Annotated in this window: 17 protein-coding genes; 3 read left to right on the top strand and 14 right to left on the bottom strand. The window is 62.5% G+C overall.

All coding sequences use genetic code 11. The annotated features are described in order from the left end of the window. The first annotated feature begins 80 nt into the window (after positions 1-80). Positions 81-929, top strand: a complete 849-nt coding sequence (locus tag AC1DXN_RS25785; RefSeq protein ID WP_477276883.1) for a DUF1194 domain-containing protein — start codon at positions 81-83, stop codon at positions 927-929. A 22-nt stretch (positions 930-951) separates the two neighbouring features. Here AC1DXN_RS25785 and AC1DXN_RS25780 read toward each other — a convergent pair whose 3' ends face one another. From AC1DXN_RS25780 to AC1DXN_RS25770, 3 genes are all read right to left on the bottom strand, one after another. Beyond that, the gene (locus AC1DXN_RS25780; protein WP_477248051.1) at positions 952-1890 is read right to left on the bottom strand and encodes a GlxA family transcriptional regulator; all 939 of its coding nucleotides are present in this window, start codon (positions 1888-1890) and stop codon (positions 952-954) included. A 352-nt stretch (positions 1891-2242) separates the two neighbouring features. Next, positions 2243-2377 carry a hypothetical protein gene (locus AC1DXN_RS25775; RefSeq protein ID WP_013531161.1) on the bottom strand — a complete coding sequence of 45 codons (135 nt, stop codon included), beginning with the start codon at positions 2375-2377 and terminating at the stop codon, positions 2243-2245. A 341-nt stretch (positions 2378-2718) separates the two neighbouring features. Next, positions 2719-2904 carry a hypothetical protein gene (locus AC1DXN_RS25770; protein ID WP_477248053.1) on the bottom strand — a complete coding sequence of 62 codons (186 nt, stop codon included), beginning with the start codon at positions 2902-2904 and terminating at the stop codon, positions 2719-2721. A 222-nt stretch (positions 2905-3126) separates the two neighbouring features. On the opposite strand from AC1DXN_RS25770, the gene AC1DXN_RS25765 reads away from it, so the two are divergent. Next, positions 3127-4026, top strand: coding sequence for a LysR substrate-binding domain-containing protein (locus tag AC1DXN_RS25765; RefSeq protein WP_477247755.1), 900 nt, complete (start codon positions 3127-3129; stop codon positions 4024-4026). 79 nt (positions 4027-4105) lie between these two features. Here the strand turns inward: AC1DXN_RS25765 and AC1DXN_RS25760 are convergent, their stop codons facing one another. The 10 genes from AC1DXN_RS25760 to AC1DXN_RS25715 form a co-directional block, all read right to left on the bottom strand. Further along, positions 4106-5053 (bottom strand): alpha/beta hydrolase fold domain-containing protein, encoded by a 948-nt coding sequence (locus tag AC1DXN_RS25760; protein WP_477276881.1) that lies wholly within the window; start codon positions 5051-5053, stop codon positions 4106-4108. Positions 5054-5330: 277 nt separating this feature from the next. Beyond that, complete coding sequence (locus AC1DXN_RS25755; protein ID WP_477247758.1) at positions 5331-5516, bottom strand: hypothetical protein; 186 nt, start codon at positions 5514-5516, stop codon at positions 5331-5333. Positions 5517-5705: 189 nt separating this feature from the next. Further along, a complete protein-coding gene (locus AC1DXN_RS25750; protein ID WP_477247760.1) occupies positions 5706-7835 on the bottom strand; it encodes an ASKHA domain-containing protein in 2130 nt (709 codons plus the stop codon). Beyond that, the gene (locus tag AC1DXN_RS25745; RefSeq protein ID WP_477247762.1) at positions 7786-8760 is read right to left on the bottom strand and encodes a methyltetrahydrofolate cobalamin methyltransferase; all 975 of its coding nucleotides are present in this window, start codon (positions 8758-8760) and stop codon (positions 7786-7788) included. The genes AC1DXN_RS25750 and AC1DXN_RS25745 overlap by 50 nt, the downstream gene beginning before the upstream one ends. A gap of 80 nt (positions 8761-8840) precedes the next feature. Next, the gene (locus AC1DXN_RS25740) at positions 8841-9932 is read right to left on the bottom strand and encodes a methylenetetrahydrofolate reductase (protein WP_477247763.1); all 1092 of its coding nucleotides are present in this window, start codon (positions 9930-9932) and stop codon (positions 8841-8843) included. Beyond that, positions 9929-10540, bottom strand: coding sequence for a methylenetetrahydrofolate reductase C-terminal domain-containing protein (locus tag AC1DXN_RS25735; RefSeq protein ID WP_477247765.1), 612 nt, complete (start codon positions 10538-10540; stop codon positions 9929-9931). Before AC1DXN_RS25735 ends, AC1DXN_RS25740 begins: the two co-directional genes overlap by 4 nt. Then, positions 10533-10835, bottom strand: a complete 303-nt coding sequence (locus tag AC1DXN_RS25730) for a virulence factor (RefSeq protein WP_477247767.1) — start codon at positions 10833-10835, stop codon at positions 10533-10535. The genes AC1DXN_RS25735 and AC1DXN_RS25730 overlap by 8 nt, the downstream gene beginning before the upstream one ends. Before the next feature lie 137 nt (positions 10836-10972). After that, positions 10973-11755: a formyl transferase gene (locus AC1DXN_RS25725; RefSeq protein ID WP_477276879.1), complete on the bottom strand. Its 783-nt coding sequence runs from the start codon at positions 11753-11755 to the stop codon at positions 10973-10975. A gap of 110 nt (positions 11756-11865) precedes the next feature. After that, a complete protein-coding gene (locus tag AC1DXN_RS25720; RefSeq protein ID WP_477276877.1) occupies positions 11866-12441 on the bottom strand; it encodes a DUF4893 domain-containing protein in 576 nt (191 codons plus the stop codon). A 117-nt stretch (positions 12442-12558) separates the two neighbouring features. Then, on the bottom strand, positions 12559-13188 hold the full coding sequence (locus tag AC1DXN_RS25715) for a DUF1638 domain-containing protein (RefSeq protein WP_477276875.1): 630 nt from the start codon (positions 13186-13188) through the stop codon (positions 12559-12561). Positions 13189-13252: 64 nt separating this feature from the next. Here AC1DXN_RS25715 and AC1DXN_RS25710 point away from each other — a divergent pair, with 64 nt between their 5' ends. Next, positions 13253-13393 carry an EncA/B family entericidin gene (locus AC1DXN_RS25710; RefSeq protein ID WP_477276873.1) on the top strand — a complete coding sequence of 47 codons (141 nt, stop codon included), beginning with the start codon at positions 13253-13255 and terminating at the stop codon, positions 13391-13393. A gap of 89 nt (positions 13394-13482) precedes the next feature. Here the strand turns inward: AC1DXN_RS25710 and AC1DXN_RS25705 are convergent, their stop codons facing one another. Beyond that, the gene (locus AC1DXN_RS25705) at positions 13483-14181 is read right to left on the bottom strand and encodes a corrinoid protein (protein WP_006335533.1); all 699 of its coding nucleotides are present in this window, start codon (positions 14179-14181) and stop codon (positions 13483-13485) included. Between the last annotated feature and the right edge of the window lie 58 nt (positions 14182-14239).

The raw sequence follows: 14239 nt of genomic DNA, 5'->3' as shown, positions 1-14239 counted from the left end.
AAAGATTTGAATACAAAGAGCCCGGCCCAGCGCCGGGCTTTTCTCTTTGTCGATCCGCGATTCTCGCTTACCCTTGCGTCATGTCTGCTTTCGCCTGTGCAAGACATCTCTTTTCGGGCTGCGCCGCGCTGGCGCTGTTGTTGTGGCTGACGCCGGCGTCTCTCGCGGTCGAACCCGTCGATGTCGAGCTGGTGCTGGCCGTTGATGTTTCCCTGTCCATGTCGCCGGACGAACTCGAGATCCAGCGCCACGGCTATGCGGCGGCACTTACGCACGACCATGTGTTGCAGGCCATTGCCGACGGTGCCTACGGCAAGATCGCCGTCACCTATGTCGAATGGGCCGGCACGACCTGGCAGCATGTCATCGTGCCGTGGACGGTGATCGCCAACCGTGCCGATGCCGAACGGGTGGTTGCACAACTTTCCGCCCATCCGCCGGGCAGCGCGCGCCGCACCTCGATTTCCGGCGCGCTTGAATTCGGCAGCGATCTTTTCGCCGAAAGCGGCTTTCAGGGCGTCAAGCGCGTCATCGACATTTCGGGCGACGGCCCCAACAATCAGGGCGCTCCTGTCGATATCACCCGCGACGCTGTGGTGAAGCAAGGGATCGTCATCAACGGGTTGCCGCTGATGACCCGCGGCGGGTTCACCGGCGCCTTCGACGTCAACAATCTCGATCGCTACTACAGCGACTGCGTGATCGGCGGGCCTGGCTCCTTCATGATCCCGGTCAATGACTGGACGCAGTTTCCCGAAGCGATCCGCCGCAAGCTGGTTCTGGAACTTGCCGGCCCTGCCTCGCCGCAATGGGCGGCGGAGGAGGCTGATCACCCGCCGGTGATGCTGGCGCAGGACGGCCCGCCCGTCGACTGCCTGACCGGCGAGAAAATGTGGCGCGACCGCAGCTGGATGTTCGACAGCCGCTAGACGTCAAATCTCCTAGGCCGGGTCAGGCCGCGAGCAACTGCTTGCGGTCGACGCGCTCCTGCTGCGGTGAGCGGGCGTATAGCTCGCGGTAGCATTTGGAGAAATGCGAGGCCGAGACGAAGCCGCAGGCGACCGCCACCTCGACCACCGGCATCGACGACTGGATGAGCAGGTGCCTGGCACGGTCGAGCCGGATCTCGAGATAGTAGCGGGCAGGGGACCTGCCCATCTCGGTGCGGAACAGCCGCTCGATCTGGCGGCGCGACAGGTCGACATGGTCGGCGATCTCGATCAGCGACAGCGGCTCGGACAGATTGCCTTCCATTAATTCGATGATGGTCAGCACCTTGGAATTCTGCACGCCAAGGCGGGCGCGCAACGGCAGGCGCTGGCGGTCGGTCGGGCTGCGGACGCGGTCGGTCAGCACCTGCTCGCACACGCGGTTGACGAGGTTCTCGTCAAAATCGTCGCCGATCAGCTTCAGCATCATGTCGAGCGCGGCGGTGCCGCCGGCGCAGGTGTAGATGTTCTGGTCGATCTCGAACAGGTCGGCGAAGACATTGGCCTTGGGGAACGCCTCGGAAAAGCCCGGCAGGTTCTCCCAGTGGATAGCGCAACGCTTGTTGGACAAGAGGCCGGCGGCAGCCAGGATATGGGCGCCGGTACACAGGCCGCCGACGGCGACGCCGCGATTGTATTCCTCGCGCAGCCAGGCGAAGGCCGATCTGTTCTGGTAGCGCTCGACATTGATGCCGCTGCAGACGATCGCCATGTTCGGCCGTTCCGGCCCGGCCATCTTCTTGCGCTCATCCTCCAGCGAGGTGTTGACGGCGCATTCGACGCCGTTCGAGGCGCGCACCGGCTTGCCGTCGATGCTGGCGAGGCGCCAGCGATAGGCCTCGTAGCCGAGCATCCGGTTGGCCGAGCGTAGCGGGTCGAGCGCTGTCGCAAAGGCGATCATGGTGAAATCGGGGATGAGGAAGAATACAAACGATCGCCTGATCGGGTGCTTTATAACGGCATTCACGGGGAAACCTCACGCGGCCATGACGCGAACAGGATGTCGCGAACAGCACAGCGTCATCAGGAAAAACCATTCCTGTCAATCGGGTAGAGGGCGTAGAGGCAACTATATTTGCGACATGGGTCGCAAATGGGCAATCGCCCAAGCGATGGGCTCAAATTGTCGCCGGTCTAGGCAGATTTGCCCCGCCTTGTGGCTCAAAACGAAAACGCCGCCTCGGCTTGCCAAGGCGGCGTTGGGATCAACTTCGAAGCAGCGGCAGGGAACGCTGCCTTCGCAAGCTGTTGTCTCAGGCGACGAAGCCGAGGCGCGCCGCGTTCATGGCGCCGGTCTGGCCGGGCATGGTGTTGGCAAGGCGTTGGCGCTCGAGAGCGGTCGTCAGGTTCATTTCGCGGCGGGCAAAGAGGCGGGCAAAAAGCTTCATGATCATCTCCATTCGGTTGCTCAGACGGGTCGCCTTCGCTTTATGGAGTGGGGCAGCTCGTTTGCTGCCGCTGATATAGGCCTGTGCGAGGACAAACTAAATCGCAAATGCGAAGCGCTTGATATGAAATGCGACACCGATTGCGACATTATTGGGCAAACTGCCCAGAATTTACCATTATTTACAACGCGTTATCCGGCAATTTGCACCGCTATGCGGCTTGTTCATATGCGCCATGCAGTGGCGACATGGCTCCAAAATTCATTTGAATGCAAATAAAACGGAGAAGGCCTGCCGGGCATGGTCTGCGCGGCAGGCCTTCATTCTTTGCTACACACGGTTTACTTCGCTCCAGCCCAGGATCCGACGCCGTGGCGTGCACCGGTCTTGGTGTCGGCAGCTTCAGGCCAGCCGATGTCCTTCTGCAGTTCGATCGGCAGCGAGTGAATGGCGCGTTCGGTCTGGTAGCGGGCGCGGGCCGCGCTGAATTCGGTCGCAAGCCGACCAATGGATGACAGGATAGACATTTCATTCTCCTTCGTTGGCGGTGGGAGGATCCGCACGACTGAGGCGGTACACCCGGTTTGTTTCAGCTTCACTTCATGTCGAATACAGGTCTGTGTCGTGGTCGTTTGGTGGCTGCTTTCGGTACGTCCTGCTTCGATGGAGTTGACTATCCTCCCATTCTGATGTTCAATCAAACGAAATGGAATGATGGTTTGCATCAGAAAAATTGAAGGTCGATCCCGATGAACGCCCCACTCAATCATCCGCTGCCCCTGCTCGATCTCGATGTGCTGCGCACTTTCGTGGCCATTGCCGAAACCGGCAGCTTCACCACCGCCGCCAATGCCGTCTTCCGCACGCCCTCGGCCGTCTCCATGCAGATCAAGAAGCTTGAGGACATTCTGGGCCGCTCCGTCTTCGCGCGCGACGCGCGCTCGGTGACACTGACCACCGATGGCGAGATGCTGCTCGGCTACGCCCGCCGGCTGCTGTCGATCAACCGCGAGGTGGTGTCGAAGTTCATCATTCCCGACATTGTCGGCGTGGTGCGGCTCGGCTCACCGGACGATTATGGCGAGCGCGTGCTGCCGCATGTGCTGAAGCGTTTTGCGCAGTCGCATCCGTCGATCGCCGTTGACGTCACCATCGACCAGAGCAGCAATCTGCGCCGCCGCATGGACGACCGCGCGCTCGACATCACGCTGCTGACCAACTCCTACAAGACCAGCGCGATCGGCGCCGAGGTGCTGCTGACCGAGCCGATCGTCTGGGCCGGCGCCAAGGGCGGATGTGCGCATCTGCGCGAGCCGCTGCCGGTATCGCTTTGGGAAGAAGGCTGCGCCTGGCGCGCTGGCGCCCTGGAAGCGCTCGGCCGTGAGGGCCGCAACTACCGCATCGCCTATATGAGCGCGCACACGGCCGGCCAGCGCGCCGCCATCATGTCCGATCTCGCGGTAGCGCCGCTGCCGAAGTCGTTCCTCGGCAACGACATGGTCGAGCTTTGCCCGAAGGACGGCATGCCGGACATCGGCACCTACAATCTGGCCATGGTGGTGGCGCCGGATGCCAGCGCACCGGTCAAGGCAGTCGCCGACCACATCCGCGCAACCTTCGAAGTGTTCCGGGAAACCGGCAAGTTCTGATTTTTGTAACGATCGGAGCCCGTCCCGACAGGATCGGGGGCGGGCTCTTCTTCGTCCGGAATGGCTCGCGGGTGACAGATCAGGTGGCGATCTGACCCTGTAGCGGCCATCGACCGGCCGTAGCGCGGCGTGGTTTGGTTTCGCCGTTCAGGAAGGCGACGATGCTGTCGCGCGCGCGGCGCGCCTCGGGCATCTCGATCAGCGGCCAGACGTGGAACATGCCTTCCTCATAGACGACCTCCACATCGACACCGGCGTTACGAGCTTTCTCGGCGAAGATCAGATTGTCGGGGCTGAGCAGATCGTGCGAGCCGGTCAGCAGCAGGGTTTTCGGCAGCACCAACAGGTCGCCGTAAAGCGGACTGATGTGCCAGTCGCTTCGAGCGAAGCCGGCGCTGTAGAGCCGGACCGCCTCCATCCCGCCAGAAATGCCCAGCCACGGATCGTTGCGCTCGGCTTCGAAGACTTCGGGGTTGGCAAGCGACATGTCAAGACCTGGCGAAATCAGCACATGACGTGACGGCAAGGGTAGGGCTTCTTCCGCGGCCATCATGGTCAGCACCACGGCCATGTTGCCGCCGGCGGAGTCACCCATGAAGACGATGTCTTCCGCTTCGGTTTCGTCGAGCATCTGGCGGTAGACCTTGCCGACCATGCCGAACATGGCGTGGAAATCATGCTCGGGGGCAATGGGATAGATCGGCACGGTGATGCCGAAGCCAAGGCGATCGGCCATTTCGGCGATCAGCCCCCAATGATAGGGCGTGATTTCAAAGACATAGGCGCCGCCATGCAGGTAGAGAATCTGCTTCCGCTCGCCGGCTCTGGGCGCGATTTCGTAGACGGGAAAGCCGCCGACGGTGCGCGTCGTTATGTCGAAACGCTGATGCAGCGATGCGGGCGGACGATGGTCCTCGGTCTTGCGTGCATAGGCGATCCAGCGCTGCAAGTTTTCCGGGCTGGCAAAGGCCTGCTTGCGGCTATGCCGGAGCACAAAGGAAACGACGTGGCTTTTGAAACTGGGCATGCGGATACACGAACTTCGGCTGGAGCCGACTAAGAGAATTCTCCCTGCCTTCGAAGATCGTGCCTCGGCCAGAAATGTCAAGTTTTGCGTGGTGGTCAACACGGTTGTGTGATCTGGGGCCGCAACCCCTAGGGCAGCTTTCCCAGCCCTTTAGGGCACCGCAACAGCGTTCAACGCCGAGGCAAAAGTGCTGCGCGCAGCTTTGTATCGGTTGTCGCCGGAGCCGTATCGCGGCTCCGGCGTTTGGCCAACAGCTTGCATTTGTCGGCGAATGTCATCAGCGCGCCGAGCCCAGGAGCAGAGCCGACAAGGTGGCCTGCGGGTCATTGCGCGGCGACACCGGCCAGCCGATATCCTTCTGGATTTCGGAAGGCAGGCTGTTCAGTGCCCGGACAGATCTGTTCCGGTTGTGGGCATGCTTGATGGCCGCACCATAACGGCCGAGGCTTTCGAACATCGACATCGTGATCTCCCTTGAAGGATCGCGGCGGTCGGAAGAGATTTCCTGCCTGCCGCTTGATGCCGGTTAAATGCGCCGCGCGTGTATCTGGCGGATTTCACGAAAACAGCGTTTTCGTTTCCAGATCGGCCGATCTTGAAACATTTGCATACAAATGAAATTGGAGGCGTTCGACGCTCTGTTGCAGGCGGTTTACTCTCGCCCGCGCCTTGCCGCATGGCCTTCGCGCGAACGCCGGCGCGGGGCGGCATCGCCGGCAACACCGTCTTCGCTGACGGTCTTGCGCGGCGGCAGTTTCACCGCGGCCGAGAGTTTCGGGAACGGGTCGACCTTGTTCGGCAGCGCCATGGCGTAGACGAAATGCTCCTGGAATTTCGGCTCCAGCGCGGTCTCGATCTTCTCGATCTTGCTGACCGTGTCCTCGATCTCGCGGCGGTAGCCGCGATTGAGCAGCGCCATGCGGGCGCCGGCGCCGGCGGCGTTGCCGACCGCCGAAACCTTGTCGAGATCGCAGTCTGGGATCAGGCCCAGCACCATGGCGTATTTCGGATCGATGAAGGAGCCGAAGGCACCGGCGAAATGGATGCGGTCGACATGCTCGGTGTGCTGTTTTTCCATCAACAGCTTGGTACCGGCATAGAGCGCTGCCTTGGCGAGCTGGATGGCGCGCACGTCGGTCTGGGTGATGGTGATCTTCGGCTCGCCTTCCTTCAGCACGTAGGAGAAGGTGCGGCCGTTGGCGGTGACGCGCGGCGAGCGCGCCGACAGGCCGCCGTCGATGACGCCGTCCTCGGAAATGATGCCGGCGAGATACATTTCGGCGACCACCTCGATGATGCCGGAGCCGCAGATGCCGGTGACGCCGGTTGCCTGCACACTGTCGAGGAAGCCAGGCTCATCCGACCACAGTTCCGAGCCGATGACGCGGTATTTTGGCTCCAGCGTGTCGGCATCGATGCGCACGCGCTCGATGGCGCCGGGGGCGGCGCGCTGGCCGCCGGAGATTTCCGCGCCTTCGAAGGCCGGGCCGGTGGGGGAGGAGGCCGCCACGACCCGCGCACGATTGCCGAGCACGATCTCGGCATTGGTGCCGACATCGACGATCAGCATCATCTCGTCCTGGCGGTGCGGACCTTCCGACAGCGTGACGGCCGCCGCATCGGCGCCGACATGGCCGGCGATGCAAGGCAGCATGTAGAGCCTTGCGCCCTGATTGAGCTTGAGGCCGATGTCCGAGGCCTTGATGTGCACGGCGCCCGAGACGGCCAGCGCGAAGGGCGCGCCGCCGAGCTCGGTCGGATCGATGCCGAGGAACAGATGGTGCATGATCGGATTGCCGACGAAGACGCTGTCCAGAATGTCGTTGCGCTGGACGTTGCCTTCGGCGCAGACCTTGTCGACGAGGCCGGAAATCGCCTCGCGCACGGCCACCGTCATGCCTTCGCGGCCGTCCGGGTTCATCATCACATAGGAAACGCGGCTCATCAGATCCTCGCCGAAGCGGATCTGCGGGTTGGACGTGCCCGACGAGGCGGCGACGCGACCCGACAGCAGCGACACCAGATGCATGGCGATGGTGGTCGAGCCGATATCGCAGGCGAGCCCATAGGCCTCGTTCTTGAGGCCCGGCCACAAAGCGATGACCCGCGCGGTCTCGGTCTCGGCATCCTTGTAGATGGCGGCGGTCGCGGTCCAGTTGCCCTTGCGCAAGATGCCTTGCACCTGCGGCAACAGGTGAAAATCGAAATCGAGGTTTTTCAGGCTCCAGTCGTGCATCAGCGCGATCTTGAGGCGGTCGAGATCGCCGAGCGGCTTGTGCATGTCAGGTTCTTCGATTTCGACATAGCACATGCGGACCGCCGAATCGCGGGCGATGACCCTGGTGTCGGCATCCTTGCGGATGGTCTGCGCGTTGATGACGGTGTCCTGCGGCACGTCGATGACGAGATCGCCGAGGATCTGCGCCGAACAGGACAGGCGCCGGCGCTCAGGCAGGCCGCGCACGCGTTCGTAGCGCTCTTCCTTGGCGCCCTTGGGCGTGATGTGGTCGTTGGAGGAGATGATCTTGTGCTTGGCGAAATTGCCTTCCTGCACTTCGATCTGGCAACGCCCGCAGGTGGCGCGTCCGCCGCAGACGCTCTCGACATAGACGCCGAGCTGGCGTGCGGCGTCGAGCACCGGCGTGCCGACCGGAAACCGCCCGCGCTTGCCGGACGGCATGAACAGCACGAGCGGATCGGTGATGTTTGCAGGCGAGTTCACGATTGCGCGCTTATCCTCGACCCATCCGGGCTTCACGACCGCCACGGCGGCGACCACCATTGCTGGCGCCGTCGCCCGGCGCATTGACCTGCGTCGGTGCTGCCACCGCCTGGCCGCCTTCGGCCGGCTTGTAGTCCTTGTAGGTCCTGATCCAGTTGGTGCAGTTCTCGTCGGTGCCGTTCAGCACATTGGCGCCGCGCACGGCTTCCATTTCCTGCGGACGCACCGGGTTCATGATGGCGCTGGTCATGCCGGCGCCGATCACCATCGGGATGAAGGCGGCATTGATGCCATGGCGGTGCGGCAGGCCGAACGAGATGTTGGAGAGGCCGCACGTGGTGTTGACCTTGAGCTCTTCGCGGAGCCGACGCAACAGAGCGAACACCTGGCGGCCGGCATCGCCCAGCGCGCCGATCGGCATGACCAGCGGGTCGACGACGACATCATGCGCCGGAATGCCGAAATCGGCGCAGCGCTCAACGATCTTCTTGGCGACGGCGAAGCGCACGTCGGGATCCATCGAAATGCCGGTCTCGTCGTTGGAGATGGCAACGACCGGAACGTTGTATTTCTTGATCAGCGGCAGAATGGCTTCGAGCTTTTCCTCTTCGCCGGTGACGGAATTGACCAGCGGGCGGCCCTTGGCAACCTTCAGCGCGGCTTCGATTGCCGCGGTCACCGAGCTGTCGATCGACAGCGGCAGGTCGACCAGCCCCTGGACGATCTCCAGCGTCTGCACCAGCAGGCCTGGCTCGGTCTCGTTCGGGTTGACCGAGGTGACGCCGGCATTGACGTCGAGCATGGTGGCGCCGCAGGCGGCCTGTTCCAACGCGTCCCGGATGACGGTGTCGAAATTGCCGGCGATCATCTCGGCGGCCAGCTTCTTGCGGCCGGTCGGATTGATGCGCTCGCCGATCACGCAGAACGGCTGGTCGAAGCCGATAATGATTTCTCGTGTCGCCGAGGCGACGATGGTACGGGTCATGAAATCTCTCCGTCGTGATATAAAGAGTTCTTTATATCGTTATCTGATTTCGATCAAGCGAATGGTGAGCATGCGCGCCGTCAATGCGCGGTCTTCACCATGTCCACCTGTGTTTCAGTAATCTCGTCGTGCAGTATGTGGTCGAGCCGGTCGGCAACGAGCTGGTCGTCGCGGCGGATTTCGCGCTTCCACGGCTGGCGGCCCTTGAGCACGCCCGATTCATCGACGATCTCGGCGACATATTCTTCCTGGCGATAGGCCATCACATGGACGCCGGAAACGCCGGGAATTTCTTTCACCTCGTTGATGATGTCGATGCAGAGCTGCTTGCCTTCCTTCTTCTGGTCCTGCGCGCCTTCCAGCCGCTTGATGACCGAATCGGGGATGTGGATGCCGGGCACGTTGGAGCGAATCCATTTGGCGGTCTTGGCCGAGGCCAGAGGCCCGACGCCGCACAGGATGAAGCATTTTTCGGTGAAGCCGAGATCGCGCACCTTCTGCATGTAGGTGCGGAACATCGGCACGTCGAAGCAGTACTGGCTCTGCACGAACTGCGCGCCGGACGCGATCTTCTTGCCGAGCCGGTGTGGGCGGAAATCGATCGGCGGCGCGAAAGGGTTGATCGCCGCACCCAGGAACAGCTGCGGTGGCGTGGTCAGCTTGCGGCCGGAGAGGAACTTGCCGTTGTCGCGCATGATGCGGCAGGTTTCCAACAGCGACATGCAGTCGAGGTCGAACACCGGCTTGGCGCCGGGCTGGTCGCCGGCCTGCACACCGTCGCCGGTGAGGCACAGCATGTTGGCGACGCCCATCGCAGCACCGCCCAGCACGTCACCCTGGATGGCGATGCGGTTCTTGTCGCGGCAGGCGATCTGCATGATCGGGGCATAGCCCATGCGGGTCAAAAGCGCGCAGATGCCGACCGACGACATGTGGCAGTTGGCGCCCGACGCATCGACGGCATTGATGGCGTCGACCCAGCCATCGAAGATTTTCGCGCGGTTGTAGACGTCTTCCGGGTCGGCGCTGTCGGGCGGGTTGAGTTCGGTGGTCACGGCGAATTCGCCGCGCCGCAAGACGCGCTCCAGCCGGCCGCGCGAGGTGTGGCCGGGCAGGGGATCGAGCGGCAGGTGGATGCCGGCCGGGTTCTCGTCGAGCTGGCGGCCGATCATGCCGATGCTCCGGTGTTTGCCGCACCATTCTTGGCGGCTTGCGCGGCTTCGCGGGCGGCTGCGGCCTGCGCGGTCACCCGCAGCCATGCCGAGGTTTCGCGCAGCGACTGATCGACCGGCTTCTGCACGTCGAGGATCTTGTCGCCATGCACCATGTTCTGCGAGCCCTCCCAGGCCTTGACCCAGACGCAAGGCATGTCCGGCTCGACCTCGCAATTGCCATTGGCGCGGACGCCGCCGCAGGGTCCGTTGCGCAATTGCTTGGGGCAGTTCATCGGGCATGACATGCCGGTGGAGGACAGCACGCACTGGCCGCACATGCGGCAGTCGAACATGAAGCCCTTGACGCGCTTTTCGACGAATTTGATCGGTCCTTCGACGCGGCCGTAGCCGATGCCTTTCCAGAGGGGATGCAGAAGCAGGAACATGTCGGCGAACCGGGAATAGAACCATTCGAGCAGCCGCGAGTGCCGGATCGACCAAAGCCGTACCGCAAAAGAGCGCTGCACGCGCCGCTGCGGCGACACGTCGGCCGGCTTGTAGTCGGATTTCGGCGCTGCCTTCTTGTTGAGGGTGGCTTGGGTAATCGCCGGTTGGGTGTCAGACATTTTCTTTCCCGCCCGCCTTCACCAGAGCGACCAGCCGCTCGCGGTCGTATTTCGTATCGAGGTCCTGAAAAGCCTTTTCGACCTCGGCTTCGAGGTCGTCCCCAACCGCAATCGGGTCGGCCTTGCGCCATTCGGCGAGATAATCGTCGGTGCCGCCGGCGCCGGTGCGCATGGCGCACATGTCGATCGCCTCGGTGAAGCGCAGCGGCAGTTCGCGCTTGGCGTTCTGCCGGCCCTTCTTGACGATGATTTGGGCGGGGATGTCGCGCCAGTAGACGACGATCAGATCGGCCATGAATTCCTACTCCTCGTGATTTCGAGCATTGCCGCAAGCGCAGTTGGGCTGCTTGTTATGGGACGACGCGCGCGCATTCAAAAGCGACGCTATTGGCGGTCGCAAAAAGAAAGGCGAAAATCCTTGGGATGGCCGGCCTACCAGACGCCGCTTTTGACGCCGGTCCAGAGATAGAACCAGATCGTCGGATGATACCATTGCTTGGAGGGCAGGCCGGGATCCGAGATGGCAAGTTTTCCCGCCAGCGCATCGCGGACCGCGTCGACGCAGACCTCGCGCGAGAACGCCGCCTGCCGCAGCGCATAGCTTGAAATGGTGTCGCCAGGCTCGGCTTTGCCGCGCGCCTGCCGCAGCACGCCGCCGGTGTCGACGCCGGCATCGACCATATGCACGGTGGTGCCGAAGTTTTGCGCGTCGCCCGAGGCCAGCGCCCAATAGCCGCCATTCATGCCGCGGTATTTCGGGGCGACGCCGGCGTGGTAGTTGAGCACCGGGCACGGCATTTTTGCCAGCGTCTGCTTCGACAGCAGGCGGCAGCCGGCGAGCAGCACGACGCCCGGCTGGATTTCCGCGATCGCCTGCAAACACTCGGGAGCGTTGGCTGAGGGGACACGGATGATCGTCTGTCCCGGCTCCGGTTCGGTCTGCAGCTTGTGTTGGGCAATCAACCGTGTCGCATGGCCGGCAAAAAACCGTTTGCCGAGCCGCGTCAGCACCATCGTGCCGAGCTGTCCGACCGCGGAAATCCAGCCCTGGCGACGGGCGCGGCCGAGCAGCAATTGCTTTTTGGATTCAGGGCTTTCGAGGATGACGCTGACAGGGCCGAGCGTGTCGGCGATGGCGTTGACGATGGCCCAGATATGCGGGCCGCCTTCGGTGACGACGACGATCGGCCGTGGATTTGAGTTTTGGGGTTCCATGGTTCGCAACCGCCGCCCGGGAATATGCAGCCGATGCCGGCCAGAGCTCGGGATGCTAGGCCGTCCGGGTTAATCCTTGGTGATCGGCGTGCCGGTCAAGGAGGCGCAGCTCAGCGCTTGAATTCCATGATGTCGAGCTTCGATTCGTAGTAGGGCGCCGGGAATTCGATGCGCCATTCGCTGGCGCTGTTGCGGAAGGCGTAGCCGACCTGGTCGCTTTGCGGGCCGCTGCCATAGGGCTTTGCCGGATCGTCGTTGACCGAGAGTGAGCCGAGATAGATGGCGCGTTTTTCACCATCGTCGAAGAAGCGGCCCTTGGTGCGCTGCGAACCGCTCACCTTTTCCAGCCGCCAGCCGGAGCCATCGTCGGTCACCTTGCACTTGAACCAGCCATAGATGACGAGCGGGCCTAGGCCGCCGGCCTTGATGGTGCGGCACTTCCAGTTGCCGGTCAGGTCCTTGTCGGAAAAGGCGACGAAAGGCTTTGCCAGCAAGGCGTCGAGCTGCTTGACGTCGGCGGGGTCGCCGGCCTTGGCTTCGGCAAGCGCTGCCTTGCGCGTCTCGCCATATTTGTCGAGTCGCACCTTGTCGGCGGGCGTGATCAATTTCTGCACCTCGCCATCGGCGTAAGCGGACAGGGCGAAGCAGAGAAGGCCGAGAGCGGCAAGCAAGGGGCGGATGATCATCGGTGCGTTCCCGGTTTCTTGGCTGAGAGCAGCCTGGCTGTGCGTCTGGGGACACAACTTACCCGATCGCGGCGGCGTGTCATCCAGGCTTGACGGCATTGTGGCTGAAGAATTGCTTCAGGCGTGGGCGCCGGCTTGCGCCAGCTCTGCAGTCAGATCGCCATAGCCGGTCGAGCGGCGCTCATAGGCGAGGCCGAGCATTTTGGCGGCTTTCTCGGCGACCTTGTCGAGTTCCGGGTCGTCGGTCTGGGCGATGTAGACCAGGCGCTCATAATTCCCGAAATAGTCCTTGATCAGCTCCGGGTGCTTGTCGAGGCCGAGCGGCTTCATGAAGAAGGCGTCGAACTGCCGGCACAGGAAGTCGGTCATGTAGAACGACATCATGTCGTCGTCGGCGACCTTCGCATAGGCATCCATGCCCTGGTAGAAGGCAAAGCAGTGCGGCCCGGCCATCCGCTCGACGCCATGTTTCTCCAGCACGCGGTCGAGCAGGCCGCCGGTGCCGCAATCGCCATAGCCGACGAAGATGTTGCTGTAGCCTTCGGCCTTGGCCTTCTCGATCGCCTTGTCCATGGCCGGCGCAATGCGATCGGGATAGAAATGGAACTCCGCCGGCAGGCAGGTCAATTCGAGGTGATCGAGCCCCAGCTGTTCCTTGACGGCCAAAACCTCGCGCGCAATCATCCCGCAGGCGATGACAAGCAGCCTGTCGGTTTGATTCGGTTTGGGTTTTTGCACCTTGACCATGGAACCTGTCGAGCCGGCCTCCGTTGCTGTGGGGCGAATCTATCGAGAGAGGGATAAACCGTTCATGAAACTGTCAACCACTGTGCCGATTGCCATTCTTGCTTGCGCCCTGGCGCTGTCGGCCTGCGCCAATACGGTGCGCGGCGTCGGCAGGGATGTCAAATCGACGGCCAAAGCCGTTGAGGATACCGTCACCAAACCCTGACCGCCGCGATCTGTTTCCAACATCTGGGAACAAAAAAGCCGCGCTGCAAGGCGCGGCTTTGATTGTTGGCCAAACGCCTCGCGTAGAGATCAGGCTGAAGCGCGGACGTTGTGCTTGCGCTTCATGAAGTCCTTGGCGGTCTCGACCGCCACGGCCGCGTCGCGGCAATAGGCATCGGCGCCGACGGCCTTGCCGAATTCCTCGTTTAGCGGCGCGCCGCCAACCAGCACGACATAGTCGTCGCGAATGCCCTTTTCCTTCATCGTGTCGATGACGACCTTCATGTAGGGCATGGTCGTGGTCAGCAGCGCCGACATGCCGATGATGTCGGGCTGGTGCTTTTCGATGGCGTCGAGGTATTTCTCGACCGCATTGTTGATGCCGAGGTCGATGACGTCGAAGCCGGCGCCTTCCATCATCATGCCGACGAGGTTCTTGCCGATGTCGTGGATATCGCCCTTGACGGTGCCGATCACCATCTTGCCCTGCTTCGGCGCGCCGGTGGCGGCGAGCAGCGGGCGCAGGATGAACATGCCGGCCTTCATCGCGTTGGCGGAGAGCAGCACTTCAGGAACGAACAGGATGCCGTCGCGAAAATCCTCGCCGACGATGCGCATGCCTTCGACCAGTGCCTCGGTCAGCACCTTGTAAGGCACCCAGCCGCGCTCGAGCAGGATGTTGGTGCCTTCCTCGATCTCTTCCTTCAACCCGTCATAGAGGTCGTCGTGCATCTGCTGCACCAACTCGTCGTCGGAAAGCTCGGAAAGGATGATCTCGTCGTCGGCCATTTTTAATTCAGCTCCCTGCCACGCGGATGCAATTGCGAGGCCTCAAATATCATTTCAA

The organism is Mesorhizobium sp. P2_H9, assembly GCF_056403215.1.
The sequence above is the reverse complement of the archived record's forward strand: the minus strand, read 5'-3'. Positions and strand labels throughout refer to the sequence as shown.

Coding starts and splice junctions, on each gene's coding strand:
- AC1DXN_RS25765 (WP_477247755.1), top strand. CDS start 3,127: ATGAACGCCCCACTCAATCATCCGCTGCCCCTGCTCGATCTCGATGTG.
- AC1DXN_RS25715 (WP_477276875.1), bottom strand. CDS start 13,188: ATGGTCAAGGTGCAAAAACCCAAACCGAATCAAACCGACAGGCTGCTT.
- AC1DXN_RS25785 (WP_477276883.1), top strand. CDS start 81: ATGTCTGCTTTCGCCTGTGCAAGACATCTCTTTTCGGGCTGCGCCGCG.
- AC1DXN_RS25755 (WP_477247758.1), bottom strand. CDS start 5,516: ATGTCGATGTTCGAAAGCCTCGGCCGTTATGGTGCGGCCATCAAGCAT.
- AC1DXN_RS25720 (WP_477276877.1), bottom strand. CDS start 12,441: ATGATCATCCGCCCCTTGCTTGCCGCTCTCGGCCTTCTCTGCTTCGCC.
- AC1DXN_RS25780 (WP_477248051.1), bottom strand. CDS start 1,890: ATGATCGCCTTTGCGACAGCGCTCGACCCGCTACGCTCGGCCAACCGG.
- AC1DXN_RS25775 (WP_013531161.1), bottom strand. CDS start 2,377: ATGAAGCTTTTTGCCCGCCTCTTTGCCCGCCGCGAAATGAACCTGACG.
- AC1DXN_RS25710 (WP_477276873.1), top strand. CDS start 13,253: ATGAAACTGTCAACCACTGTGCCGATTGCCATTCTTGCTTGCGCCCTG.
- AC1DXN_RS25740 (WP_477247763.1), bottom strand. CDS start 9,932: ATGATCGGCCGCCAGCTCGACGAGAACCCGGCCGGCATCCACCTGCCG.
- AC1DXN_RS25745 (WP_477247762.1), bottom strand. CDS start 8,760: ATGACCCGTACCATCGTCGCCTCGGCGACACGAGAAATCATTATCGGC.
- AC1DXN_RS25730 (WP_477247767.1), bottom strand. CDS start 10,835: ATGGCCGATCTGATCGTCGTCTACTGGCGCGACATCCCCGCCCAAATC.
- AC1DXN_RS25735 (WP_477247765.1), bottom strand. CDS start 10,540: ATGTCTGACACCCAACCGGCGATTACCCAAGCCACCCTCAACAAGAAG.
- AC1DXN_RS25770 (WP_477248053.1), bottom strand. CDS start 2,904: ATGTCTATCCTGTCATCCATTGGTCGGCTTGCGACCGAATTCAGCGCG.
- AC1DXN_RS25725 (WP_477276879.1), bottom strand. CDS start 11,755: ATGGAACCCCAAAACTCAAATCCACGGCCGATCGTCGTCGTCACCGAA.
- AC1DXN_RS25705 (WP_006335533.1), bottom strand. CDS start 14,181: ATGGCCGACGACGAGATCATCCTTTCCGAGCTTTCCGACGACGAGTTG.
- AC1DXN_RS25750 (WP_477247760.1), bottom strand. CDS start 7,835: ATGGTGGTCGCCGCCGTGGCGGTCGTGAAGCCCGGATGGGTCGAGGAT.
- AC1DXN_RS25760 (WP_477276881.1), bottom strand. CDS start 5,053: ATGCCCAGTTTCAAAAGCCACGTCGTTTCCTTTGTGCTCCGGCATAGC.